The following is a 22,995-nucleotide window of genomic DNA, read 5'->3' on the forward strand; positions in this document are numbered from 1 at the left end:
TCAAGTGTGCTAGATCGTTGCCGATGGATCGCGCCCACCCCGGCATGTCGGCGACACTCCGGTGCCGAACACCGGGTCATCGCAAATCCCCGACGGCGCGAGCCGCGACCAATACCATCAGCCACATGCGTAACAGGATGGTGCTGTTGGTCGCCGCCGCGGCGACGGTGCTCGTCGGCTGCGGCGACGGCGGGTCCAGCCCGAACACCACGACCACCGCGCCGACCCCGACCGGCACATTCACCGATGCGCCCGACACCGCACCGCACGATGCGGGGCCCAAGCGCGGGACCCCGTCCAGCGACGCGGGCGTGACCGTGTCCGGCATCCGGATCGGGCACCACGCGGGCTTCGATCGCGTGGTCTACGAACTCGGCGGTGCGGGCACGCCCGGCTGGATCGTGCAGTACACCGGGCAGGCCATCCAGGACGCCAGCGGCAAGGTAGTCGATGTCGCGGGCCGGTCGATTCTGGAGGTTCAGATCACCGGGTCGGCGTATCCGTTCGACAACGGCGTGACGCCGTATTCGGGTCCCGATCCGGCCACCGACCCCAGTGCGCCGGTAGTCGCGGGGGTGTATCGGAGCGGAGTTTTCGAGGGCACGACCCAATCGTTCATAGGGGTGAATACCGATCGCCCAGCCTTCGAGGTCAGCACCCTGACCAATCCCACCCGGCTGGTCATCGATATCGCGAATACCTAGAAGGTGCCCAATACGGTCAGGGGGTATCGAAGGTCGCCGTGCGGCGCTCTCTAGAATGACGCTGTGGTCGAACCGCAGCCGTCTTCGCGCACCACCGGACTCGTCCGGGTGCTCGGCGTATTGGTGCTGCTCGCAGGCATTGTCGCCATGCACGCCGGAGTTTTCGCAGTCGCGCCCGCCGATGACCACCACGCGATGGCGACCATGGCACTGCCCGTCGACCACAACGCGGCCGCCGGACCGGACTGCACCTATGACGGTTGCGGCCACGCACACGGCGGCATGCACGCCTGCGTCTTCATCCTGACCGCCGGCGCGGTCGCCCTGATGCTCGTCCTGCTCTACTGGATCACCCTCGATCGACCGGGTGGCGGTATGTCGAAACCGCGCCAGTGGCGGCCGATACGCGAACGCGCACCACCGTGGACCGTGCCGTCCCTGGCCGAATTGTCGATTCTGCGGATCTGACAGACCCCACCGCGCCCGCAACCACGGACGCGGCTGCCGCCTGCCCAAAACCGTTCATTCGCAATTCCCCAGGAGCACAGACATGTTCATCACCCGTAGCCGTATCACCGTCGCCATTGCCGCAACGACCACCGCCGCAGCGCTTTTCGCCGGAGGTTGTAGCAATGACAACTCCATGCCCGGTATGGATCACGGCTCCTCGTCGGCGAGCTCCGGAAAGCCCGCTACCCGAAGCGATTTCAACGCCGCGGACGTGACCTTCCTGCAGACGATGTACCCGCACCACGCGCAGGCGGTCGAGATGGCCCGGCTGGTGCCGAGCCGCACCCAGAATGAGCAGGTGCGCGCGCTCGCCGCGGATATCGAGAAGGCGCAGTCACCGGAGATGGAGCAGATCACCACATTGCTGGAGAGCTTCGGCAAGCCCGCGCCCACCAGCTCCGGCCATAGCGGGCACAACATGGAGATGACGACCACCATGAACATGCCCGGCATGACCACAATGCCGGGCATGATGTCGAACGAGCAGATGAACGCGCTGGCAGCGGCCTCCGGTGCGGACTTCGACCGGCAGTGGTTGGAGCTGATGATCGAGCACCACACCGGCGCGATCGCCATGTCGAACACCGAACTCGCCGGCGGCGTCAATCCGGACGCGAAGGCTCTCGCCACCGCCATCGTCGCCGCCCAGCAGGCCGAAATCGGCACCATGCGCGGGCTGCTCGGCCAGCGCTGACACAGCGACGCGGAGCACACCGGGACAATCGCGTTCCGGTGCGCTCCGCACCGACCATGCGGTTCCTGACCAGTGCTTTTTCGGTCGTTCGATATCGGTTGGTCATCGATATCGGTTCGGTCGGCTGACGTCGACGGTTGCGAACAAGTACGGTCTTTACGTCCGGCTTCCTACGCGCCTCCAGCGGCCGGATGTTCGGAGGGGAGAGAGGGGAACCGAAATGCGACGACTAGAGCGGACGGGCCTTGTCGCCGCGGCGGCAGCCACTGCGGTGGGTGTCCTGACCATCGGCGCGTGCTCGAAGCAGATCAACGGCAGCGCGCAGGTCAACCAGACCGAACTGGCCGCATACGCCTCCGAGGTCACGGCGTCGTCGGTGGCCGCGTCCTCCTCCCGCGCGGCGGCGGCCGAACGTGCGGCCGGGACCGCCTGCGACACGTTCACCAGCGCGAACAGCAGCTCGATCCGCACCTTCAACGACTACATCGACGCGAGCAACAACAAGGGCGTCAACGATCCGGAGACCAACGCCAAGGCCAATGACGCCGTCACCGCGCTGCGCAATAGCGCCCGGACCATCGACTCGAAGGTGACCTCCGACGTGCCGTTGGCCGTAGCCGGCCCGCTGCGCAGCTACCGCGACGACACCAACGCCCTGGCCGACACCCTCGACCGGCGCGCGCCGACCGATACCCTCAATGTCGCGATCGATAAGTTCAACGCCACCAAGAACGTCGCCGAGGACGCGTGCAAAGCCTACTGACGCAGTCTATTTCGCGTTCCCATCGGCACGGTTGAAGAACTCTTCGAGCAGTTCGTTGAACGGGGCACTGGTATCGGGCACCAGATGTCCCATACCGGGGCAGACGGCGCGCTCGGCGTCGGTGCGCTCGGCGAGTGCGTCACAGATCGCCTCGTAGACCGGTCGGTCACCGCCCGAGACGACCAGGATCGGGAAGGAGGCGGCGCGCAACGGGTCCAGCGGCGGCACCGCTTCGTCCGGCGGGCGCGCACCCTGGAGTTGCCGCATGCGGTCCAGTAGTACCTGCGGGATGGGGTCGGTGAGCGTTATCGGCACGCCCGCGACCGGGAGGAACCGCGCCAAACCGGCTTCCGGCGAGGCCGATGTGTCCTCGATGATGTCGCGCGTCACCTTACTCGTGGCATCAACTTCCGGATTGCCTTTCGCGACGGCGAACAGCGGCGGTTCGACGACGGTGAGCGATCGGATGTGCTCCGGGCGCAACGCGGCGGCGTACAGCGAGACCAGTCCGCCGTAGGAGAAGCCGACCAGGTGCACCGGCCGGCCCAGGAGCTGGTCGGCGACGAGCCGGGCTTCCGGTTCGAAATCCTGTCTGGCAGCGGGAGTTCCGCCGTGACCGGGCCGATCCGGGGCGAGCAGCGTCCACCGCTCGGCGAGCGGCTGTTGCCGGACTGCAGCTCGCGGCGGATTTCGAGCCGGATCTCATGCTGCATCCACCGGTCGACTTCGCCGCACCACTGGTGGCCGCCCAGCGCGGCATCGCATCGATCACCTACGGCACCGGACCGCTGCCGAAATACGGCAGATGCCAACGGCGGCAATGGTTGCCAAGGAACTATGTCAGGGATGAATCAAGCGCCGGGCGGGACGGTCGGCTGCCAGGGGGCGGGCTCCTCCGATGCACGCGGCTGTGGACGGCGGCCGCGCCGCTCGAAGAGCACGAGGGTGATACCGGTCAGCGAGGCGACGAGGGCGACGAGGGCGAAGATGAACGCGGTACCCGGAAAACCGGCCGCCCCGATCACCGCAGCGACGATGGCGACGAGTCCGCCGATGATCAGCAGGACGAACCCGGGCCAATTTCTGGCGTCCGCCAAGGTAATTCCCGGCTTCGGCTCGGTCGCGCGGGCGATATCCGGAGCGTCGTCGAGCGGGGGAATTTCCCACGGCCCTTCCGCTGTCATGGTGGTACCTCACATTTCGCTGTCAGGCTGGGTGCTTATGCCTGATGCCTATAAGGTGCCCCTGACGTGACGATCCGAAACAGGCAGGTGAACTAGCCGACCGTGCGGCCGAGCACTCGCGCGAGCGCACGGGTGAGGTCGTCGGCCGGATCCGGCGGGGTGATCGGCGCACGCCACGCGACGATCTGGTCGGGTCGCACGAGAAGTGCGCCGCGGTTGGTGATTCCGACCTGCACCGGCCAGTCCTGCTCCTCGACGACCACCGCCGGAAGGGAAACGAGCAGACGGGCGGCAACCTCCTGGGCGGCGCGTAACCACTCCGCGTTGTCGCACGCGACGAGCAGCGTGAATCGGGACTCGACAAGGTCGAGTGTGGAGTGCCGGTTACCGTTTCGTGCCACCCACCCATGCGGGAGTCGGGATCCCGGAGTGCCGTCGAGGACGAGTTCGATGTCCTCGGTCGAGGGCAGTTCGGGCTGTGGTTCGATGACGGCTGCGGAGTCGTAGCGGTAGCCCATGTGCACGACCGGTGCGTTCACGATGCCCATCGCGGCCCGCCCGGCAGCCGCGGCCGGGCTCATATCCCAGTGCAGGTGTGGGGCTTTCAATCGAAGCAGGGCTTGGGACAAAGTGTTCGTCGCGACCGGCCGCCGCTCGGCATCGTAGGTGTCGAGGAGGGCGGGGGCGGCGGCACCGGCCAGCACCGCAGCCAGTTTCCAGGCCAGATTGTGTGCGTCGGCCGCGCCGGTGTTCAGGCCGAATGCGCCGAGCGGCGGTACCGCGTGTGCGGCGTCACCAACGAGGAACACCCGGCCCTGCTGGAATCTGTCGGCCACCGATCCTCTGGCTCGCCAAGGCAATCTGCTGACGACTTGTGGATCGAGTTCGGGGTCGCCGATTGCGGTGCGGATCAGTTCGCGGCAATGGTCGATGGTGAAGTCGTCGGCCGACTCGCCCCGCTCCGGGTCGTAATCACTGTGGAATACCCACTCTTTCGCGCCGTCCACGGTCATCAGGATGCCCGGCGCTGCGGGCGTGGTGATATCGCAAGCGACGAACTGTCGTCCCTGGGTATACGGACGCAGGTCGGCGTGGAAGAGAATATTCATCTTCGGATTGCCCAGCGGCCCAGGGCCGGTCGTGCCGATACCGAGTGCCTTGCGTACGCCGCTGTGCACACCGTCCGCGGCGACCAGATAGTCCGCGCGAATCGTCTGCCCGTCATCGAGGTGCGCGGTGACACCATCGGCGTCCTGTTCGAAGGACAGCAGTCGCATTCCGTATCGAACGGTGGCTCCACCCCGCGTGGCCGCGGGCAGCAATACCGAATCGAGCCGATGCTGCGGGCAGGTGCCGCGGATGACGGCCGGGGTGACCGGATCCGAGCGCTGGTGTGATCGCGCGAGTGTGGCATCGGGCAGCCCGGCCAGGTTCGCCGAGGCGAGGGTCACCGCGGACAGCTTGCCGAGATTGCCTGTCGACATATCGACGGCCACGGCATCGACAGCGTCGATGACACCGGCCTCACGTAGGTATTCCAGCGTGCGCGGGCCGAGACCGGTGGCCCGTGGGTGCACCGACGGCTCCCGCTGGGCCTCCACAACCAGCGCCGCGACTCCGTGCCGGGCCAGCAATAGCGCCGTGAACAGGCCGACCGAGCCGCCGCCGACTATCAGAACCTTGGTGTGCAACATGACAACTCCCTAATGGCTACAGCGTTACCAATAGTGATACACCGTAGCCACACTGCTACGATGTTCACAACAGCCAAAGGAGCAGCAGTGACTAATTCGGCGAAGAGCCCCGCGCTGGTCTGGAGCAAGGAGAGGCGGACCCCGCGCCGCCAGGCCCCCGGCGTGGAGCAGATCGTCCGCACCGCCATCGGACTGGCCGATGGCGAGGGACCCGATGCGGTGTCCATGCGCCGCATCGCCACCGAACTCGAATCCGGCACCGCATCGCTCTACCGGTATGTCGCCAGTCGTGACGATCTGCTGGATCTGATGATCGATGCGGTCCGCGGCGAGGTGGCGCCGCCCGAACTCATCGGTGACTGGCGCGCCGACCTCACCGCCGTCGCCACACACCTGCGCGACACCATGATCCGGCACCCATGGCTGGCCTCCGAACTCACCGGTCGTCCCACCCTCGGTGCGAATTCCCTTCGCCTGCACGACACCTCACTCTCAGCGGCCACCGAGCTGACGTCCGATATCACCGATGCGGCCGCGATCGTGGATACGGTGCACGCGTATGTCTTCGGCGTCACCGCCGCCCAGCTCGCCGAGGAACAGGCGCAACGTCGCACCGGACTGACCGAGGATCAGTGGCGCGAAACCGTCGCGCCGTATATTCGCGAAGTGATCGAAAGCAACGAGTACCCGAATTTCGCTCGTCGCGTTCGTGATGCGGCCGATACCGACGCCGATCAGCGCTTCGAATTCGGTCTCGGATGCGTGCTCGACGGCATCGCCGCCCGGGTACACCACCACTACTGAGCTGCCGATATTCGACATCGCGAACGGCGTTGGCAGCTAACGGCTTTGGAGCTCTATCGCAGCGGGCGACAGACGCAGGCGCCAGCGGCGTTGCGGCGGGTCCGGGAGCTGGTGGTCGACGAGTTCGGCGTCGAGCCGGGGCGCACTGCACGAGTTGGAACGCCGCTTGCTCGACCACGATCCGGCGCAGCTGCGCGATGCCGCGGTGGCGACGACCCGCCGTCGAGAGGCCGTGCTTCGGCCTGGCTGGAATCGGCTGTCCGCCAGTTGAAGTCAGCGGACTCGACTCTGGAAGGCGGTGCGGTAGGTGTGCGGGCTGGTCCCGACCACCCGTTTGAAGCGGTCGCGGAAGGCGGTGGGCGAACCGAAGCCGACCTGGGTGGCGATGCGGTCGACCGGATGGTCGGTAGCTTCGAGGAGGTATTGGGCCTGGCGGATGCGGGCGCGGTGCAACCACTGCAGCGGAGTGGTGCCGGTCTGTTCACGGAAGCGGCGGTTGAGCGTTCGCGGACTCATACTGGCCTGGGCCGCAACATCTTCCAGGGTGAGTGCGTTTGCGGCGTGCTCCTCCAGCCAGCGCAGCAGCGGTTCCATCGACGCACCCTGCGGCGTCGGCGGCTGGTCGTGCACGATGAATTGCGCCTGTCCCCCTTCGCGTTCCAATGGCACGACCGCGAGGCGGGCGGCGTCGGCCGCCACCGCGGAACCGTGATCGCGGCGAATCATGTGCAGGCACAGGTCGATTCCGGCGGCGGCACCGGCGGAGGTAAGGAATTGTCCGTTGTCGACGTAGAGCACATCGGGGTCGACATCGATGGCGGGATAGCGGGCGGCGAGGGTCGGGGCGGCGAGCCAGTGCGTGGTGGCGCGCAGCCCGTCGAGCAGACCGGTGGCGGCGAGGATGAACGCGCCGACGCAGATCGAGGCGATGCGGGTGCCGTTGGCCGCCGCCGCGCGCAGTGCCTCGATGACATCGTCCGGGACCGCAACGGTGGGGTCCGCGCAGCCGGGAAGCACGATCGTGTCGGCCTCAGCCAATGCCTCCAGCCCCCAGCGCGCCTTGATGGTGAACAGTTCGGTCTCGACAGTCGGCGCGGCCGCGCAGACGCGAACCCGGTAGGCGGGGCGGCCGTCGGGTAGGCGGCTGCGGGTGAAGGATTCGATCGGCGTGGACAGGTCGAAGGGCAGGACCTGGTCCAGCGCGAGGACAGCCACAGTGTGCATGCCGAAACCGTAGGCGATCACGAGGTTCCCGCCAATGGGTGTGACCTGCGGCATTACCGATTTATGCAGATCAGCGTGATTGGCGAGAATCCGTTGGCTTATGGCAATTCCGCCAGTTCCCGCACCACTCGGCGATCATTACCGTCGGCAGCACCTACAAGATGAAGGAGCTGACACGGTGCTCGCCCAGTTCGTATTATTCGACGGATTCGATCCGCTGGATGTCATCGCGCCGTTCGAGGCCGGCAAGCTGCCCGGTGGCGCCGCCGCCATCGCGATCTGAGCGCCGCCCGTGACGAAACTTCTACTCTCCCTGCATGTGCTGGCGGCCATTATCGCCATCGGCCCGGTAACGGTGGCGGCAAGTATGTTCCCCGCCACCGTCCGCCAGGTACAGACAGACCCACATCGCTTGGCCATCGCACACAACCTGCACCGCATCTGCCGCGTCTACGCCACCATCGGCCTCGCCGTCCCGGTCTTCGGGCTGGCCACCGCCGCCGGCCTCGGTGTACTCAGCGATATCTGGCTCACCGTATCCATTGCTCTGACCGGTGTGGCCGCCGGAATCCTCGCGCTGGCGATCCTGCCCGACCAATCCCGCATCCTCGCCGCCTTGCCACAAACCATTCCCGCCACCGGCCAATTGGCCATGCTCACCGGCATCTTCAACCTCCTGTGGGCCGTGGTCACCGTCCTGATGATCGTCCGCCCCGGTTCGACGACCGGCGCTTGACCAAAGATTCAGTGCGGCAGTGAGTTTCCGGGTACGAGGACAACTTTGCCGGTGACGGTGCCGGATTCGGCGAGCTCCATCGCGCGGGCGGCCTCGATCAACGGAATACGAGCGGCCACCTGCGCACGCAGGCTACCCGCCGCGGCCAACTCGAATACCGCGCCGAGATCCGCCGCGATCGCGGCGCGGAAACGGGTGCGGTTGCGCTGGCCCGCCCAGATATTGAAGAAGTGCGCATTCCGCTTGTTGGGCAATAGGTTCCACCAAATCAGTCGGCCCACCAGCGCGAGCACCGGGAGGCGCGAGTTGCCCGGATCGTCTTTGGTGGATGCGGTGCCGTAGGAGACCAGGGTGCCGTGGGGCGCGAGCAGGCGGAACGAGTCGACGATCCCCGGCCCACCGACATGGTCGAAGACGGCGTCCACCCCGCCCGGCGCAAGCGCTCGAACCTGTGCCACCACATCGCCGCGGTAGTCGATAGCCTCGGCGCCCAGCGCCGCGACGGCCTCGGCATGCCGTGCGGACGCAGTGCCGATCACACGAATACCGGCGTGGCGGGCCAGCTGCACGAGCGTCGAGCCGACGCCGCCGTTGGCGCCGTGCACCAGAATGGTCTGACCTGCGCGAACCTTGGCGATGCGGTGCAGCATCTGCCATGCGGTAATGCCGTTCACGACGAAGGTCTCGGCCGCAGCGGGATCCAGGCCATCGGGCACCGGAACCAGATCCGCAGCGGCCAGCACGATATGACTCGACCAACCGCCGATCTTGGTCAGTGCGGCGACGCGTCGTCCGAGCAGCGCCGGATCGACCCCGGGTCCGATCGCGGTCACCGTGCCGACCAGGTCATACCCGGGCACGAACGGGAAGGGCGGCTGGTCGTAGTACTTCGCGCGGCGCATCTGCTGTTCGGCGAAGGAGACACCACTGGCCTCGATGGCGATCATGGCCGCACCGTCGGCAGGTGCGGGCAGTTCACGGTGGGTGACCTGCAAGCCCATCGGGTCGACGGGGCCGGGCAGCAGAATCTGGGTTGCCTGGATGTTCATGGGTTTGCCTTTCGATGCAGAGTGAGTGATCGAACAGTCACTCTGTGGTTAAAAAGAGTGCCCCCGCAGGGGCAACGGTCGTTTGAAACAACTACCCCTCACGTCGTCGGATCGACGTGCCGAATACCGGCACTCAGCATTCGCGCCCAGTCGGCATCGAGACCGTCGAGTCCGAGCGTGGTGATCAGATGACAGAGTTGCCCGTAGGCGATGAAGCGCTGCACCGCCGCGTCATCAGCACCGGAGCGCGTCTTCGCGTAGGTCGTCACGCGCTCGAGCCCACGGCGCACCGCCTCGGCGACCTCCGGAATATCGACCGCCGATTGCGCATGCACCTGCAGCAGCAACAGATTTCGATCGGCGATCAACTCCGCATACGCCGCACCCATTTCGTGCAGGATGGCATCGGGTTCGGCACCAGCAACCCGCGCGGCACCCGCGGACAGCGCTCGCTCCACAAGCTCGTAGCACCGGTCCAGCGCCGCGATGAACAGCGCGATCTTGCCGGGAAACAACTTGAATACGTAGGCGGGCGAGATATTCGCCCGCGCCGCAACGGCATTGATGGGCGTCCCGCGATATCCGGTCTGCGCGAATTCGGCGATCGCGGCATCGACCACCGCCTCGCGCCGGATCTCCGACGTAGAAAGAACAACTCCGGGCCTGCTCATGTGAGTGACTATACACTCACTTCTCCCGTTGCTGTCAACCGTCAGACGTCGTCAGACCAGCGCTGAACCCAGATCTGAAGTGGTCCAAGGGCTTCGACGAGGTCGAGGCCGTCGGCGGTGAGGCGATAGCCGCTCGGGTCGGTCTCGACAATGTTCACCTCGCGCAATTCGCGCAGCCGATCATTCAGGACACTGGCCGACACCCCACCGGTCAGACTCTGCAATTCACGGAAGGTGACGCTCGCACCGTCACGTAATTCCCACAGCACCCGCAACGTCCAGCGCCGTCCGAGCAGATCCAGCAGCGCCATGATCGGGCGGCCGGTGCGTGATCCGCGCACAGACTTGCCGACCATCGATGCCTTGCCTGCTTCGGATTCCGAAGCTACCATCGACATAGTCCTTGCTCTGTTTTTCGAAGCATGCCGACAAGTCTAGCGAGGTTTGATCGATGACCACCCGAATCGCCCCACTGCGCCCGCCCTACGCACCCGAGATCGATGCGCAACTGAAGAAGTGGATGCCGCCGGAAGCCGCATTCGAGCCGCTGGCGCTGTTCCGCACGCTGGCCGTGCACGACGAACTCTTCTCGCGTATGCGGCCACTCGGCGCCGGAATTCTCGGCCACGGCCGAGTGCCGCCGCGCGACCGCGAGATCGTCATCCATCGCACCTGCGCTCGGGCGGGCGCCGAGTACGAGTGGGGCGTGCACGCGGTGGTCCAGGGTCCTGCCGTGGGCCTGACCACTGCCCAAATCGACGCCGCCGCAAGCGGTCCGGCCGATGATCCGGCCTGGACCGCCGCGGACAGCGTGCTGGTTCGGCTGGCCGACGAACTGCACGACACCGGGAATATCTCCGATGCCGTCTGGGCCCGACTGGCCGAGCGCTATGACGACGACCAGATCCTGGAGCTGATCATCATCGCGGGTTGGTATCGCTTGCTCAGCACCGTAATCAACAGTGCCCGAATCGAATTGGAACCCTGGGCGCGGCGGTTTCCGGCAGGTACCCCTCAGTTCGGTGTCGCGGCCAGGTCGTAGACCGCGACATTGCCGATGTGAACGGCCTGGTAGTGCGCGGCGACCCAGTCGCCGATGTCCTTGTGGCCGATGGGTCGCCACGGCTCGTCTTCCGGGGCCGGTGTCGCGGCATCACCCTGGTTGCGCACGCGCCAGGAATCGGGCAGTTGCACTTCCTGTGCCAGGTAATAGCGGACCTGGTGGGTGCGGACCAGTTCCTGGAACTGATCGAGGGTGGGCACCGGATCCTCGGAGGTGAAGCCGCCGATCGCGATAACCGCTGTGCGGCTGGCCAATTCGAGAGTGGCCGCGGTCGAGGAGCGGTCTACGGCCGCCGACCAGCGGGTCGTGGTGTCGCTCAACATTTTCACCACCTGCGGCTCAGCGAAGTTGCCACCCATGATCCGGCCCACCTGGGATTGCTGTTGGGAATCGGGCTTGCGTGCCTTGGCAGGCCCGACCGTCGGGCCGCCACCCGTATGCGACTGCGGCAGCGTCGCCACCGCGTATGCCGTCGAACCACCCAGACCCGCGATGATGCCCGCGATCACCAGCACGGAGGTCACCCGGTCCCGCAGGCGCCGTCGCCCGGCCGCCGGAACAGATGCGATGAGCAGACCGACCGCCGCGAGCACCGAGATCACGATAATCGTCCAGCGCAGCCACGGCTGCCAATCCGAATTCCGCTGCAGGACAATGAAGGCCCACACACCGGCGGTGAGAATGAGTGCGGCGGAACCGATACGACCGAATGCATCGGCGCGGCGACGCCACATTTCGTGCACACCCAGTGCGAACATTCCGGCCACGGCGGGCCCGATCGCCAACGTGTAGTAGGCGTGCATGCCGCCCTTCATAGTCGAGAACGCGATGCCGTCGATGATCAGCCACAAGCCGAAGGTCAATGCCGCGCCACGAACCAGATCGGTGCGTGGTGCGCGCCACCGGGATGCCAGCACCAAGGCGAAGGCGAGAATCGCCGCGGGCAGCAACCAGGAGATTTCATAGCCGATTTCCCCGGTGAACAGCCGGTCCGGACCCGAACCGAATCCGCCGAACCCCTGTCCGCCTCCGGCATTGTGCGGCATTTGGTAGCCGGGTGGCAGCTCGAAGCGGTTGCCGCCCTTGTGGTTCCGGCCGAGGAAGCGGGCGAAGCCGTTGTAGCCGAGCACCAGATCCATGAATGTGTTATTCGTGGATCCGGCAAGATACGGCCGCGAGGATTCCGGCCACAGCATGGTCAGCACCACGAACCAGCCGGAGGAGACGACCAGCGCGCCCGCCGCGGCCAGCAGATGCCACAGCCGCGTGCGCAGTTCGGTCGGCGCGACGATCAGATAGGCGATGCTCAATGCGGGCAAGACCATCAATCCCTCGAGCATCTTCGCCAGGAATGCGAAGCCGAGCGCGACACCGGCCAGCATCAGCCACCGCACACTCGCCTGCCGCAGGGCTCGGATCGTGCAGTACGCGCCCGCCGTCATCAGCAGGACCATCACCGCATCGGGATTGTTGAACCGGAACATCAACGCCACCACCGGTGTCATCGCGAAGACGGCACCGGCGAGCAGTCCCGCGCCGCGGCTCTGCGCCGCCCTGGTCACCGCGCCATACATCAGCGCGACCGTCGCGACGGCCATGAGTGCCTGCGGTATCAGCATGCTCGCACTGCTGAATCCGAACAGCTGACCGGAAAGTCCCATCACCCACTGCGATACCGGCGGCTTGTCGACGGTGATGAAATTCCCGGGATCCAGCGATCCGAACAGCAGCGCCTTCCAGTCCCGCGAGCCCGACCAGGCCGCGGCGGCATAGAAGCCATTGCCCATGGCATTGACGGTGATATTCCATAGATAGGCCACGGCCGTCGCGATCAGCAGCACCGCCAGCCCGATGCGCTCCCACCGTCTGATCGGCGGCAACGCTGCCGCGGGTGCGGGCGGGGTCGTATGGGGCGGCGTCGTATCGGGTGGGGTCGTATCGGGCAGGGACGCCGGGGCACTGGTCACTGTCACCTGGGGAGTATCACAGCCGTCCCGGTGGAGCCCCTTTGCGTTTCCTGTCAGTCCGCTGTGAGCCTGCCCCTAACCCTGTGACCATGGGATTTGGGCCGCTAGGTGCGGTGACTGATCTGTTCAGATCGCCGGAATTTCGCGTTGGAACCAGTCGAGGATTTGCGGGAGCGCGACGCGCGCGGTGGCGGAGTGGTCGATATCGCCGAGATCGGTGAGGGTGGCCCGGTCGGTGCGCATGGCTTGCAGACAGTGTTCGGCATTGGCGTAGAGCACATTTCGATCGCCGGTGGCGGCGTAGAGGTGGACCGGAACGCGCGGGGTCCAGTCGCACGTGCCATCGCTGGCAGCCACCGCTTCGCGCGCGGTTCCGGTCGGATCTTGTGCCAGGGCAAGGAACTTCGGCGTCAGCAAGAGTTCGGGGCGCACGGGTAGGGCAGTGCCGATGGTGATCTCGTTCTGCCGTCCGTCGAAGAGTTGTTCGACGCGATCGGCAATCGGTTCCTGGAAGGCGTCGACGGGCCGGTCGTAGAGGTGATAGATCCGGTTCATCGCGGTGATCCAATAGGCGAGGTAGAAGACCGCGACCGCCGGGAGGACCCGGCCCTCGATGGCGCCGGGCGTCTCGACGTGCTGAACGTCGTAGGGGCCGCTGATCGGTGCCAGGGCGGCCAGTCCGAAGCCAGGGGCGTCACCGCCCTGTAGCGCCTTGCCCAGTGCCGTCGCGGCCTGGCCGCCCTGGGAGAAACCGGTGACGAGGACATCGGAATCGAGGTCGTGCTGCTGTCCGGCGGCCATAGTACGGGCAGCGCGCAGCAGATCGACCGAGGCGCTGACCTCCGAGGGCGCATGGGTGTAGGGATGTGCGCCCGGGCCTTCGCCGAGGCCGAGGTAGTCCGGCGCGATGGCCGCATAACCCGCCGCGGCGAACATGATGGTGCGGGCACGATCGGCACGCGTGTCGTTCACCGAGGGCGCATCGCTTTTCAGCACCAGCGTGCCGTGCTCATAGGTGACGACGCGCAGCCGCCGAGACTCGGTACGCGGCAGGACGACAAGGCCGCTCGCCGTGGTCGGGTCGCCCTCCGGGGTGACTGTTCGGTAGACGACACGATAGGCATCGACGCCATTGCGCGCGGGAGTGCCGATATTCGCGCTGGCCAGATAGGTCGTTGTCTGTTCCGCTGACAGCTGCACGACCGGCGTGGTGCTGACAACCTCGCCGCGCGCGACCGCCAGTGGGTTATCGGACCCGCAGGCGGGGGCCACGAGCAGTGCCGCGGCGAGCAGTGCGATTACCGAACGCGGTGTGCTGCGCATGAATTCGGGTTCCTCTCGAACGACCACACGGACCATCGTGACACCGCCGACTCGTATTTCCGCGACTCGCCAGCCGACCGAGCATATTTGCTCCGCATTCGCTGCCATGTTATTAACCAGGCGATCGTCAGCCGTTTCGGCCCAGATCACCGAGCCGATGGCGTGTTTCGTTTGCAGGTCCCGATTTGTGAGCGAAGGAGCGTTTGCGGTGTTTGCGAAAAGTTCGCGTCTCCTCCTACCGATTATCGTGCCCGCGGTACTCATCGGCACCCTGTTCGGCGTGCGCGCTCCGGCGCACGCCGACGATGCACGTCCGGACGGGAGCGTGCCACCGGCCGGTGCCAATGATTGGACCTGCCGCCCGTCGGCGGCACATCCCCAACCCGTTGTCCTGGTTCACGGCACATGGGGGAATCAGAACTCGTGGGATGTGCTCGCACCACAGCTGAAAGCGCAGGGCTACTGCGTATTCTCGCTGAGTTACGGGCGCGCGATCTCCAGTATGCGAGGTGCACAACCCGGGGTCTACGGCACTGCGGATATGCGCAACTCGGCCAGGGAAATCGCGCGATTCGTCGACGAGGTGCGGGCGGCCACCGGCACACCGAAGGTGGATATCGTCGCGCATTCCCAGGGCGGTCCGCTGGTTCGGCAATTCATGCGGTTCGACGGCGGTGCGAATCAGCGGAATCCGGCGGAGAACAAGGTGGACCATCTGGTCACCATCGCGGCGACCAATCACGGCACCACCGCGGAAGGGCTCGGCTTCCTGCTGCCGACCGGAAGTGCGCAGGCGCCGATACTCGGCGTGATCGCGAGATATCTGGGCACGGCCGCGGCGCAACAGCTGATCGATAGTGAATTCCTGCGCAGCCTCAATGCCGGGGGCGATACCGAGCCGGGAGTCACGTACACGGTTATCGCCAGCCGTCTCGATCGGGTCGTCACTCCGCCCGAGGCCACTTTTCTCACCGCCGGAATCGGGGCCACCGTCGACAATGTCTGGGTGCAGGACCTGTGCCCGGACGACGAGTTCGACCATGGCGCGCTACCGGAATCCCCCACCGTCGAATACGTCGTGCAGAAAGCCCTCGATCCGGCGTATAGCGGTCCCGCCTGCCAGGGCTGACCTGCGCGGATTACGGGCACCGACGCACTTGCGTCAACGCTGTTATCGTCGATAACGCCCATGGTGCTCCGGTGGTGGGACCGTGCGCCGCACCGTCCCCCGCGAGGAATGAAACTTTCGTGAAATACGTCCCGCGTATCGTCCTGTTTCTGGCGATTCCCGCCCTGCTTTTCCTGGTGCCTTGGTGGACCTTGATCGGCGCCACGACCGACGGGGCGCTGTTCTGGCTCGGCTCGGCGATTTTCCTTGCCGGATTCGTATGTCTGCCCGCGGCGATGTTTCTCGGCCATGGTCCGCAGCAGCATGATGCGGCATCCATCGTCGGCGACACGCTGCTCGGGCTGATGTGGGTGGTTTTCAGCTGGTCGGTGCTCGGCAATGTGGTCGGGCTCGGACTGTCCGTGAGCGGGGTGGACGATCCGGCGCGGTCCAGGATCGTCGCCGCCGGAGTATTCGTGATCGCCGCCGCGCTATCCGTCTGGGGTGTGGTCGAGGCGCGCCGGGTGCCACGGGTGCGCACTCTGGATGTCGCGATCCGTGGGCTCGGACCGGCACTCGATGGACTGCGCATGGTGGTCATCACCGACACGCACTACGCCGCGCTGGACCGGTTGCGCTGGTCGGAAAAGGTCGTCGATGTGGTGAATGCCCAGCAGCCCGATATCGCTTGCCACGCAGGCGATCTCGCGGACGGCTCGGTCGAGAAGCGACATCGGCAGGTCGATCCACTGGGTAAGATCGAGGCTCCACTCGGGCGGTTCTACATCACCGGCAATCACGAATACTTCGGCGACGCAGCGGGCTGGATCGAGCATATGACCTCGATCGGCTGGCAGCCGCTGCACAACCAACACGAGACGATCACCCGCGGCGATGACCGGCTGGTGCTTGCGGGCATCGACGACCCCACCGGCGTCGGCCTGCCCGGACACGGGCCCGACCTCCCGGCCGCCCTCGCGGGCGCGGACTCGAACGCACCGGTCGTCCTGCTGGCCCATCAACCCAGGCAGGTCATCGAGGCCGCCGCGGCCGGCGTCGCCCTGCAGATCTCCGGTCACACCCACGGCGGCCAGATCTGGCCGTTCCATTATCTGGTCCGCCTCGAACAACCCGTGGTCGCCGGTCTCAGCCGCCACGGCGAGCACACCCAGCTCTACACCAGCCGTGGCACCGGGTTCTGGGGTCCGCAATTCCGGGTCTTCGCGCCCAGCGAAATCACCGTCCTCGTATTGCGCGGCGCCTGAACGAGACTTGCCCCGTAGGGGTATAGCTTCGCGTGGTGGACGCTGGTCTGGCACACGCTAATCGAGCACGATCACATGACGTAGCGGCGCCAGACCTGTTCGAGGTGAGCCGCCATATCGATGGTCGGGTCGATCAGCCAGCGGGCTTGGAGGCCGTCGGCAAGGGCGAAGAACATGGTTGCGGCGCTGTCGGTGTCGATATCGACGGGAAGGGTGCCCGCTGTTTGCATTTCGCGGAGCGCGTGGGAGAAGGCTTGGATGCCCAGGCGATAGCGTTGTCGCATGTAATCGTGGGCCGGATGGGTCGGGTCGGAGGCCGCGGCCTGCATGTGGGTGAACAGTTCGATCAGGCCGGGGACCTCGGTATTGCGGCGGACAACCTCGATGAATGCCTCGGGTGCGGAGCCGTGTAGTGCGGAGGCGTCGGATTCGTCGCGCTTGCGCAGTACGGCGATGAACAGTTCCTCCTTCGAGCCGAAGTAGTGCAGCAGCCCGCCCTGGCTCAGCCCGACCGCATCGGCCAGCTCGGCGATGGAGGTGGCCGAGTACCCGCGCTCGGCGATCGTGCGCAGCGCGGCATCGAGGATCTGCTCCCGTCGTTCTATGCCCTTGCCGTAGGGACCCCGTTTTGCCATCGGGCCAGTTTAGGCACGAATCGCGGATCGTCTTGTCAGCCAAAACCGAGCATTGTACGGTTTTGTAACTCTCGACGAACAGGAGCACCATCCGATGCGACTCCGCGCCCTCTGTGTGGCCGTTTGGGCCGCCGCACTCCTGCCGAGCTCCCCCGCTTTCGCGCGGCCGGAGCCGCCCGCGCAGGTCGCGCCGCTCGGCTCGGACTTCCTCTGGGGTGTCGCGGCCTCGGGCTACCAGTCCGAAGGCCATGCGCCGGACAGCAATTGGAGCCGCTATGTCGCGGCGGGTAAAACCGATGACCCGTACCGTGATTCGGTCGACTTCTTCAGCCACTACGCCTCCGATATCGAACTGGCCGCAGGCTTGGGTGTGCAGGTGTACCGGATCAGTGTGGAATGGGCACGCGTGCAGCCGCAGCCGGGCGTGTGGTCGGCGGAGGGATTCCGCTTCTACGACAATGTGATCGGGAAGATCAAGGCCGCCGGGATGCGTCCGATGATCACCCTTGATCACTGGGTGTTCCCAGGTTGGGAGGTCGATCGCGGCGGTTGGCACAACCCGGACATGGTGGCGGACTGGCTCGCCAACGCCCGCACCGTCGTCGACCGCTACGCCGCCGACAACCCACTGTGGGTCACCTTCAACGAACCCACCGTCTACGGCCTGAACGAACTGCGCCACGGCGGACTCCAGGCCAACGATGTGCCAGGGATGCAGGACCGACTCGCCCAGGCGCACAACGCCATCTACGACCACATCCACCAGTTACAGCCCGGTGCCATGGTCACCAGCAATGTGGCCTATATCCCGGCCGCCGAGGACGTGGTCAACAAGCCGTTCATCGACAAGATCGCCGACAAACTCGACTACGTCGGCATCGATTACTACTACGGCTTGACCCCCGACACCGTGACGGCACAGATCGACAACCTGACCAAGCTCTGGAACAACCCGCTGCAGCCCGAGGGCATCTACTACGCCCTGCAACACTATTCGCGCCAGTTCCCCGGTAAGCCGCTCTACATCGTGGAGAACGGGATGCCCACCGAGAACGGCAATCCCCGCGCCGACGGCTACACCCGCGGCGACGATCTGCGCGACACCATCTACTGGATCCAGCGCGCCAAGGCCGACGGCATGAACGTCATCGGCTACAACTACTGGAGCCTCACCGACAACTACGAATGGGGCAGCTACACACCACGTTTCGGCCTCTACACCGTCGACGTACTGACCGATCCGACCCTCACCCGCAACCCCACCGACGCGGTGCCCGCCTACACCGCGATCACCCGCAACAGCGGTGTTCCCGGCGACTACCGTCCGACTCGGGCACCCCAGCCCTGCTCACTGGTCGACGCGGCAGCCAGCTGCACCGACCCGATCACCGTTCCGCGCTGAACGCAGTACGACTTTTCAGCAAGGCGGCGGTGGCGGCGCTGTAGGCGTGACTCGCTTCCACCGGACGCAGGGTCGGGTAGTTCGACCGGTGCGTGACGATGACGCCGTTCGGGAGGGTTACGGTGCGATCCGGGACGGTGGCAACGCAATTGCCGCCGGATTTGGCGACGAGGTCGACGATCACCGTCCCGGTGCGGAGTGCATCGAGTGCGGTGGCGTCCAGCAGCAGTGGGCCGCGGGAGCCGCGGTGCACGGCGGCGCAGATGATGAGATCGGGCGGGTCGGCGGTGAGGTGGGCGAGAAGCCCGTCCGGATTCGGCAGGAATGCCTTGGCACCGTGTCGGATTGCGGTGGACTCCTGTTCCTTGCGGTTGCCCATGGCGGTCGGCTCGTCGCCGCGGGCAGCGGCCGCGGCGATGGCGGCAAGTCCGGCCTGACCGCAGCCGAGGATCAACGCGCGCACGGGCCCCTCGGTCGAAAGGAGTTGTCGCCCTTGCTCGTAGGCGACATCGCCCGCTATCCGGCTCATCGCGGAGAGCGCATCGATATCGGGGCGGGAGTGCGGAACGGTTTCATAGCCGACGGATTCGATGCCGCGAGCGCGCAGTCTCGCAATCAGGTCGTGGCGATGCACGGGGTCCTGGAATCCGATGAGGGTCATCCCCGGTCGCACCGAATCCAGTTGGTATGCCGGAGGTTTCACCCACACGACCACATCGCAACGTGCGAAGATTTCCGCACGCTCGCCCACCTGCGCCCCGGCCGCCACGTAGGCCGCATCGTCGAACCCGATGGACCGGCCCGCATCGTGCTCCACGATGACCCGCACGCCCGCGAGCCCGCGCACATCGTCCGGTATCAGCGCGACGCGCCGCTCCTCAGCAGCGGTCTCCCGCAGAACTCCGATAATCATTGTTGTTCGATGACGGGCAAACCGCACCCGGCCAGCACTTTGGGATAGGTCAGCCCATTCCGGATCTCATACAGAAGCTGTTCGAGCCGGTCGAATAATTCGTCGACCAGATCCGCCGACTCGTGCCCGGGCGCCTTGCGCGGCGCGAGCACGTTGAATCGGACACCGAGGCGCTCGGATCCGGTCCGGTCCAGCGCGACATTATCGATTCCGGCACCGGCAAGCAGCAGATCCTCTATCTCCGCACTGGTTTCGACGCCCGCCTGGTCGAGGACCGCATCGTCGAAGACCACGGTAAGGAACATGCCCTGCCGACTACCCAGCGGCCGAATGACGTTCGCACCGAGCCGAGCATTGATCGCATCGATGTGGCCGTGCGCGCGATCCAGCTGGTCGAGCATCCGCACGCGGTTCTGCGCGAAGTAACTCTCGGGCGTGTGCTCGACAATCGCCCGCGCCAGATGCGTCGACTCGCGCTGGAACGAAATGGTCAGCCGCTCTCGAATCCTGGCCAGCCATTCGGCATCACCCGAGCAGGCCGCGCCCAATTTGCATGGTCCGAAGGCGTTATAGCCCTTGGAGTTTCCGGTAATGGTGAGCACCTGGTCGTACAGCCGACGCACACCATCGTCGGTCGCGAACTCCACTGCGGCGATCGGAATATGCTGTTCCACCATGCAATCGAAGGCCATATCGCAGATGACCGGTACCCGACTGGCAACGAGCACCCGGCCGATCGCCAGCAACTCCTCGGCCGAATAGTCGGTGAATACCGGATTTCCGGGCAGCGTGAGCAGCACCCCGCACAGTTCGTCACGGTCGGCGAAGTAGTCCAGGCAGGACGCGAGCAGATCCGGATCGATCTTGAAGGAGTCGTCCGGCGCAACAGGGCACGCCTCCATCCGCAAACCGTACTTCTCCACATGAATGCCTGAACTCTTGTACAGGCCTTCCGGATACACGATCACACCGCCGGGGCGGGCCAGCGTCGCGACCGCCTCTTCGAGCAGCATGGTGCTCGAGTACGGACAGACGATGACCTCCTCCGGCGATACCCGGACTCCAGGTATCCCGTCGGCCGGCTCCGCCAATCGCCCGAACAGCTTGTGCGCTGCCAACTCTCGCAATACCAGCGGCTGTCGCTTGTGATACAGCGTGCCATCGGCGTATTCGTCCGGCGGTTGGGTATGCATCAGTTCGCGCCATGCCAGATCCAGTGCGGCGACGGCACTTTCGGCCAGCGGCAGACCGGTCTCGCCGTGGTAGGCGTCCAGCACATCCGAAAACGTCCGCTCGCCCGTCCCCGCGAACCGCGGCCGCGCACCCAGATGCCGACGCACTTCCCGCTTGCGCTCCTCAGAGCGATTGGTGCGGGCGGCGAGGCTGGGTGCCGGTGTCCGCCAAGGCAGCCGATCGTTATCAGCCAGCCGAGTCACGACACCTCACTTTCGAAGGACGGCTCTCCCGGCGCGGTCATCCCGCGCCACCTCTGTTCCAGCGCCGCACGGAACAGACCGCGGCAATCGCCCTCGGTGAGGCGCTCGTAACCGGCCAGTTCCGGTGACGCGACGATATCGTCGACGACAATGCCCGAACCGGCGACCTTGAGCTCATAAAGACGCTCGAACCGGCGCACCGCGAATGCGACATCATGCTTCAAGGCCGAGAACCGGGTCGCCACGCGCGCCTGCCGGGAATAGTCGTATTCACCGACGGCGACGTACCTTTCGTCGACGATGAGCATGCTCTGCGCGTTGCGCGCGTGCTCACGCTTGACCAGCACGCTCTCCACGCCGGCACGCGCCTGTTTCCACAATTTGTCGTCATAGGGCCACACATCCTCGATCGTGTCGAGGACATACATGCGTCGCACATCGATTCGAGGCGGATGGGTCGTATCGGCCAGGCGCAGGATCGCGGCGTGATAGTCGTCGCCGACATCGCCGCCGATGGTGCCCAGATCAGCGGTGTGGATCGCGCGTACCGACGCCTTGGCCTGCTCGAGGATCATCAACCAGTCGCTGACGGTATTCCATTCCCAGACGGTCGCGCTGCGCGAAGGGATCTGCGCCAGGATTTCCTCGGCCCGCTCCAACTGCCGATCCGCGATCATGCGCAGCGGTTCGATCTCCTCCCGCGCGAAAGTCGCATCGATCAAGCTGCCCGCGATGCCGAGCGCGCGCTCGACGAGTTCAGGGTCCTTGCCGAGCAGGACATTGAAGCGCATGCGCAGATCGTGGTATCCGCCGCTGGCGAGATCGTCGGCGATACCGTCGGTCGAGGGCAATTCCTGGCCGAGCGCCAGGCTGAGACGTTCGCGCAGCGGTAGCGGTGGCACCCGAGTCCCGTTCTCGATCTGCTGGATCAGGCTGCGCGAACAACCTGTCTTGGCCGCGAGTGCGGCCTGGGTGAACCCGCGTTCCGTGCGGAGCCGACGGACCAGATCCCCGACCTGCTCACCGTCCGGCCCTGAGCCAGCCATGCCGCGCCTCCATCCCTACGCTCGGATTTTCAATGCTCACGATGTGTCATCCGACGTCATCATAGCTACGTTACGCCGCGAGGCAGTGATAGCGACGATGGAAGTTTTCTGGTCGATCGCTGGAAACCGTACGGGCGGGCAGATATTGCGCAAGACCGCTCCGATACCTAGGACCTCGAATGCACGTTGCGGTACTCAAAGCTGCTCTCACGGAGCAGATTCCAGATACACAAGGCCGAATTTGCTTATATCTAAGCAATATTGATTGAGAAATATCTTCAGATAGCTTCTATGCTTAGTTGACATCCAGAAGTGGCGATCCATAGCATTGTTGTCAGCGTCACATCCGATCCGGAGCTCGCTTTCCGGGACAGATGGGTTCGATCGACCAAGGGAGGGGTCATGACATTGAGGCTGACCGACTGGTTGATCACCAGCGACATCACCCCCGAAACCGCCCGCTACACCGGCAGCGGCTGGGTTCTGAGCTGGCTGCCCGGCCAACTGCTGACGCGAGAGCAGGCCATGACCGGCATGGTGCTCGACGAGACCCTGAGCGATCCGGATCCCGAAGACTACGTGCTCGCCATGGAGATTGCCGCCATCCGGGCCGCTGATCTCGGCCTCGAATTGGCTCAGGCGGTCGTGCTGCTGCACGCCCGCATCGTCGAACGAGACCGGCGGCAAGCCGGCACCAACTGCCGCATCGCGGTACCGACCACACCGGCCGCGTAACGGCAGTTGGCGCCGCGGAGGGGTCGGCGCCACCTGACGTCGCGCCGAAACAGGGTCCGGCGAGTACCG

23 protein-coding genes and 2 pseudogenes are annotated in these 22,995 nt (G+C 65.6%); 12 read left to right on the forward strand and 13 right to left on the reverse strand.

Annotated elements, in window-relative coordinates:
• Positions 1-125 precede the first annotated feature (125 nt).
• From OIE68_RS25880 to OIE68_RS25895, 4 genes are all read left to right on the forward strand, one after another.
• Positions 126-704 (forward strand): AMIN-like domain-containing (lipo)protein, encoded by a 579-nt coding sequence (locus OIE68_RS25880; protein ID WP_327093683.1) that lies wholly within the window; start codon positions 126-128, stop codon positions 702-704.
• A 63-nt stretch (positions 705-767) separates the two neighbouring features.
• Positions 768-1,172 carry a DUF6153 family protein gene (locus OIE68_RS25885; protein WP_327093684.1) on the forward strand — a complete coding sequence of 135 codons (405 nt, stop codon included), beginning with the start codon at positions 768-770 and terminating at the stop codon, positions 1,170-1,172.
• Between the two features lie 82 nt (positions 1,173-1,254).
• Positions 1,255-1,908: a DUF305 domain-containing protein gene (locus OIE68_RS25890; RefSeq protein ID WP_327093685.1), complete on the forward strand. Its 654-nt coding sequence runs from the start codon at positions 1,255-1,257 to the stop codon at positions 1,906-1,908.
• A gap of 220 nt (positions 1,909-2,128) precedes the next feature.
• A complete protein-coding gene (locus OIE68_RS25895; protein WP_327093686.1) occupies positions 2,129-2,671 on the forward strand; it encodes a hypothetical protein in 543 nt (180 codons plus the stop codon).
• Between the two features lie 6 nt (positions 2,672-2,677).
• On the opposite strand, the pseudogene OIE68_RS25900 reads toward OIE68_RS25895, so the two are convergent.
• From OIE68_RS25900 to OIE68_RS25910, 3 genes and pseudogenes are all read right to left on the reverse strand, one after another.
• A pseudogene (locus OIE68_RS25900) lies at positions 2,678-3,322 on the reverse strand (alpha/beta fold hydrolase); the annotation flags it as partial.
• A 200-nt stretch (positions 3,323-3,522) separates the two neighbouring features.
• Positions 3,523-3,855: a hypothetical protein gene (locus OIE68_RS25905; protein WP_327093687.1), complete on the reverse strand. Its 333-nt coding sequence runs from the start codon at positions 3,853-3,855 to the stop codon at positions 3,523-3,525.
• Between the two features lie 92 nt (positions 3,856-3,947).
• A complete protein-coding gene (locus OIE68_RS25910; RefSeq protein WP_327093688.1) occupies positions 3,948-5,549 on the reverse strand; it encodes an FAD-dependent monooxygenase in 1,602 nt (533 codons plus the stop codon).
• A gap of 87 nt (positions 5,550-5,636) precedes the next feature.
• On the opposite strand from OIE68_RS25910, the gene OIE68_RS25915 reads away from it, so the two are divergent.
• Positions 5,637-6,353, forward strand: a complete 717-nt coding sequence (locus OIE68_RS25915) for a TetR/AcrR family transcriptional regulator (protein ID WP_327093689.1) — start codon at positions 5,637-5,639, stop codon at positions 6,351-6,353.
• Positions 6,354-6,362: 9 nt separating this feature from the next.
• Positions 6,363-6,488, forward strand: a pseudogene (locus OIE68_RS47160) (BTAD domain-containing putative transcriptional regulator); the annotation flags it as partial.
• Between the two features lie 138 nt (positions 6,489-6,626).
• On the opposite strand, the gene OIE68_RS25920 reads toward OIE68_RS47160, so the two are convergent.
• Positions 6,627-7,577 (reverse strand): GlxA family transcriptional regulator, encoded by a 951-nt coding sequence (locus OIE68_RS25920; protein ID WP_327093690.1) that lies wholly within the window; start codon positions 7,575-7,577, stop codon positions 6,627-6,629.
• Between the two features lie 292 nt (positions 7,578-7,869).
• Here OIE68_RS25920 and OIE68_RS25925 point away from each other — a divergent pair, with 292 nt between their 5' ends.
• Entirely contained in the window at positions 7,870-8,313 is a 444-nt protein-coding gene (locus tag OIE68_RS25925) for a hypothetical protein (protein WP_327093691.1), read from the forward strand.
• Positions 8,314-8,321: 8 nt separating this feature from the next.
• Here the strand turns inward: OIE68_RS25925 and OIE68_RS25930 are convergent, their stop codons facing one another.
• From OIE68_RS25930 to OIE68_RS25940, 3 genes are all read right to left on the reverse strand, one after another.
• The gene (locus OIE68_RS25930) at positions 8,322-9,362 is read right to left on the reverse strand and encodes a medium chain dehydrogenase/reductase family protein (protein WP_327093692.1); all 1,041 of its coding nucleotides are present in this window, start codon (positions 9,360-9,362) and stop codon (positions 8,322-8,324) included.
• Between the two features lie 98 nt (positions 9,363-9,460).
• A complete protein-coding gene (locus tag OIE68_RS25935; RefSeq protein WP_327093693.1) occupies positions 9,461-10,033 on the reverse strand; it encodes a TetR/AcrR family transcriptional regulator in 573 nt (190 codons plus the stop codon).
• A gap of 41 nt (positions 10,034-10,074) precedes the next feature.
• Positions 10,075-10,425: a helix-turn-helix domain-containing protein gene (locus OIE68_RS25940; protein WP_327093694.1), complete on the reverse strand. Its 351-nt coding sequence runs from the start codon at positions 10,423-10,425 to the stop codon at positions 10,075-10,077.
• A gap of 59 nt (positions 10,426-10,484) precedes the next feature.
• On the opposite strand from OIE68_RS25940, the gene OIE68_RS25945 reads away from it, so the two are divergent.
• On the forward strand, positions 10,485-11,075 hold the full coding sequence (locus tag OIE68_RS25945; protein WP_327093695.1) for a carboxymuconolactone decarboxylase family protein: 591 nt from the start codon (positions 10,485-10,487) through the stop codon (positions 11,073-11,075).
• Here OIE68_RS25945 and OIE68_RS25950 read toward each other — a convergent pair.
• The gene (locus OIE68_RS25950; protein WP_327093696.1) at positions 11,048-13,069 is read right to left on the reverse strand and encodes a glycosyltransferase family 39 protein; all 2,022 of its coding nucleotides are present in this window, start codon (positions 13,067-13,069) and stop codon (positions 11,048-11,050) included. The genes OIE68_RS25945 and OIE68_RS25950 overlap by 28 nt on opposite strands.
• Before the next feature lie 120 nt (positions 13,070-13,189).
• Positions 13,190-14,413, reverse strand: a complete 1,224-nt coding sequence (locus tag OIE68_RS25955; protein ID WP_327093697.1) for a hypothetical protein — start codon at positions 14,411-14,413, stop codon at positions 13,190-13,192.
• A gap of 181 nt (positions 14,414-14,594) precedes the next feature.
• Here OIE68_RS25955 and OIE68_RS25960 point away from each other — a divergent pair, with 181 nt between their 5' ends.
• Positions 14,595-15,515, forward strand: coding sequence for an esterase/lipase family protein (locus OIE68_RS25960; protein WP_327093698.1), 921 nt, complete (start codon positions 14,595-14,597; stop codon positions 15,513-15,515).
• A gap of 119 nt (positions 15,516-15,634) precedes the next feature.
• Positions 15,635-16,759, forward strand: a complete 1,125-nt coding sequence (locus OIE68_RS25965) for a metallophosphoesterase (protein ID WP_327093699.1) — start codon at positions 15,635-15,637, stop codon at positions 16,757-16,759.
• A 71-nt stretch (positions 16,760-16,830) separates the two neighbouring features.
• On the opposite strand, the gene OIE68_RS25970 is transcribed toward OIE68_RS25965, so the two are convergent.
• The gene (locus OIE68_RS25970; protein ID WP_327093700.1) at positions 16,831-17,394 is read right to left on the reverse strand and encodes a TetR/AcrR family transcriptional regulator; all 564 of its coding nucleotides are present in this window, start codon (positions 17,392-17,394) and stop codon (positions 16,831-16,833) included.
• Between the two features lie 94 nt (positions 17,395-17,488).
• On the opposite strand from OIE68_RS25970, the gene OIE68_RS25975 reads away from it, so the two are divergent.
• Complete coding sequence (locus OIE68_RS25975) at positions 17,489-18,796, forward strand: family 1 glycosylhydrolase (RefSeq protein ID WP_327093701.1); 1,308 nt, start codon at positions 17,489-17,491, stop codon at positions 18,794-18,796.
• On the opposite strand, the gene OIE68_RS25980 is transcribed toward OIE68_RS25975, so the two are convergent.
• From OIE68_RS25980 to OIE68_RS25990, 3 genes are read right to left on the reverse strand one after another with little or no spacing between them, the layout of a single operon-like run.
• Positions 18,780-19,709 (reverse strand): hypothetical protein, encoded by a 930-nt coding sequence (locus OIE68_RS25980; protein ID WP_327093702.1) that lies wholly within the window; start codon positions 19,707-19,709, stop codon positions 18,780-18,782. The genes OIE68_RS25975 and OIE68_RS25980 overlap by 17 nt on opposite strands.
• Positions 19,706-21,145: a pyridoxal phosphate-dependent aminotransferase gene (locus tag OIE68_RS25985; RefSeq protein ID WP_327093703.1), complete on the reverse strand. Its 1,440-nt coding sequence runs from the start codon at positions 21,143-21,145 to the stop codon at positions 19,706-19,708. The genes OIE68_RS25980 and OIE68_RS25985 overlap by 4 nt, the downstream gene beginning before the upstream one ends.
• The gene (locus OIE68_RS25990; protein WP_327093704.1) at positions 21,142-22,191 is read right to left on the reverse strand and encodes a helix-turn-helix transcriptional regulator; all 1,050 of its coding nucleotides are present in this window, start codon (positions 22,189-22,191) and stop codon (positions 21,142-21,144) included. The genes OIE68_RS25985 and OIE68_RS25990 overlap by 4 nt, the downstream gene beginning before the upstream one ends.
• Before the next feature lie 402 nt (positions 22,192-22,593).
• Between OIE68_RS25990 and OIE68_RS25995 the strand changes: the two genes are divergently transcribed.
• Entirely contained in the window at positions 22,594-22,926 is a 333-nt protein-coding gene (locus tag OIE68_RS25995; RefSeq protein WP_327093705.1) for a hypothetical protein, read from the forward strand.
• Positions 22,927-22,995 lie beyond the last annotated feature (69 nt).

This window comes from Nocardia vinacea (assembly GCF_035920345.1).
Classification (GTDB): Bacteria; Actinomycetota; Actinomycetes; order Mycobacteriales; family Mycobacteriaceae; genus Nocardia; species Nocardia vinacea_A.

Bases quoted from the DNA above. Each gene is read 5' to 3' on its own strand.
- OIE68_RS25880 (WP_327093683.1), top strand. From the start codon at position 126: ATGCGTAACAGGATGGTGCTGTTGGTCGCCGCCGCGGCGACGGTGCTC.
- OIE68_RS25890 (WP_327093685.1), top strand. From the start codon at position 1,255: ATGTTCATCACCCGTAGCCGTATCACCGTCGCCATTGCCGCAACGACC.
- OIE68_RS25895 (WP_327093686.1), top strand. From the start codon at position 2,129: ATGCGACGACTAGAGCGGACGGGCCTTGTCGCCGCGGCGGCAGCCACT.
- OIE68_RS25905 (WP_327093687.1), bottom strand. From the start codon at position 3,855: ATGACAGCGGAAGGGCCGTGGGAAATTCCCCCGCTCGACGACGCTCCG.
- OIE68_RS25910 (WP_327093688.1), bottom strand. From the start codon at position 5,549: ATGTTGCACACCAAGGTTCTGATAGTCGGCGGCGGCTCGGTCGGCCTG.
- OIE68_RS25920 (WP_327093690.1), bottom strand. From the start codon at position 7,577: ATGCACACTGTGGCTGTCCTCGCGCTGGACCAGGTCCTGCCCTTCGAC.
- OIE68_RS25930 (WP_327093692.1), bottom strand. From the start codon at position 9,362: ATGAACATCCAGGCAACCCAGATTCTGCTGCCCGGCCCCGTCGACCCG.
- OIE68_RS25935 (WP_327093693.1), bottom strand. From the start codon at position 10,033: ATGAGCAGGCCCGGAGTTGTTCTTTCTACGTCGGAGATCCGGCGCGAG.
- OIE68_RS25940 (WP_327093694.1), bottom strand. From the start codon at position 10,425: ATGGTAGCTTCGGAATCCGAAGCAGGCAAGGCATCGATGGTCGGCAAG.
- OIE68_RS25945 (WP_327093695.1), top strand. From the start codon at position 10,485: ATGACCACCCGAATCGCCCCACTGCGCCCGCCCTACGCACCCGAGATC.
- OIE68_RS25970 (WP_327093700.1), bottom strand. From the start codon at position 17,394: ATGGCAAAACGGGGTCCCTACGGCAAGGGCATAGAACGACGGGAGCAG.
- OIE68_RS25975 (WP_327093701.1), top strand. From the start codon at position 17,489: ATGCGACTCCGCGCCCTCTGTGTGGCCGTTTGGGCCGCCGCACTCCTG.
- OIE68_RS25980 (WP_327093702.1), bottom strand. From the start codon at position 19,709: ATGATTATCGGAGTTCTGCGGGAGACCGCTGCTGAGGAGCGGCGCGTC.
- OIE68_RS25990 (WP_327093704.1), bottom strand. From the start codon at position 22,191: ATGGCTGGCTCAGGGCCGGACGGTGAGCAGGTCGGGGATCTGGTCCGT.
- OIE68_RS25995 (WP_327093705.1), top strand. From the start codon at position 22,594: ATGACATTGAGGCTGACCGACTGGTTGATCACCAGCGACATCACCCCC.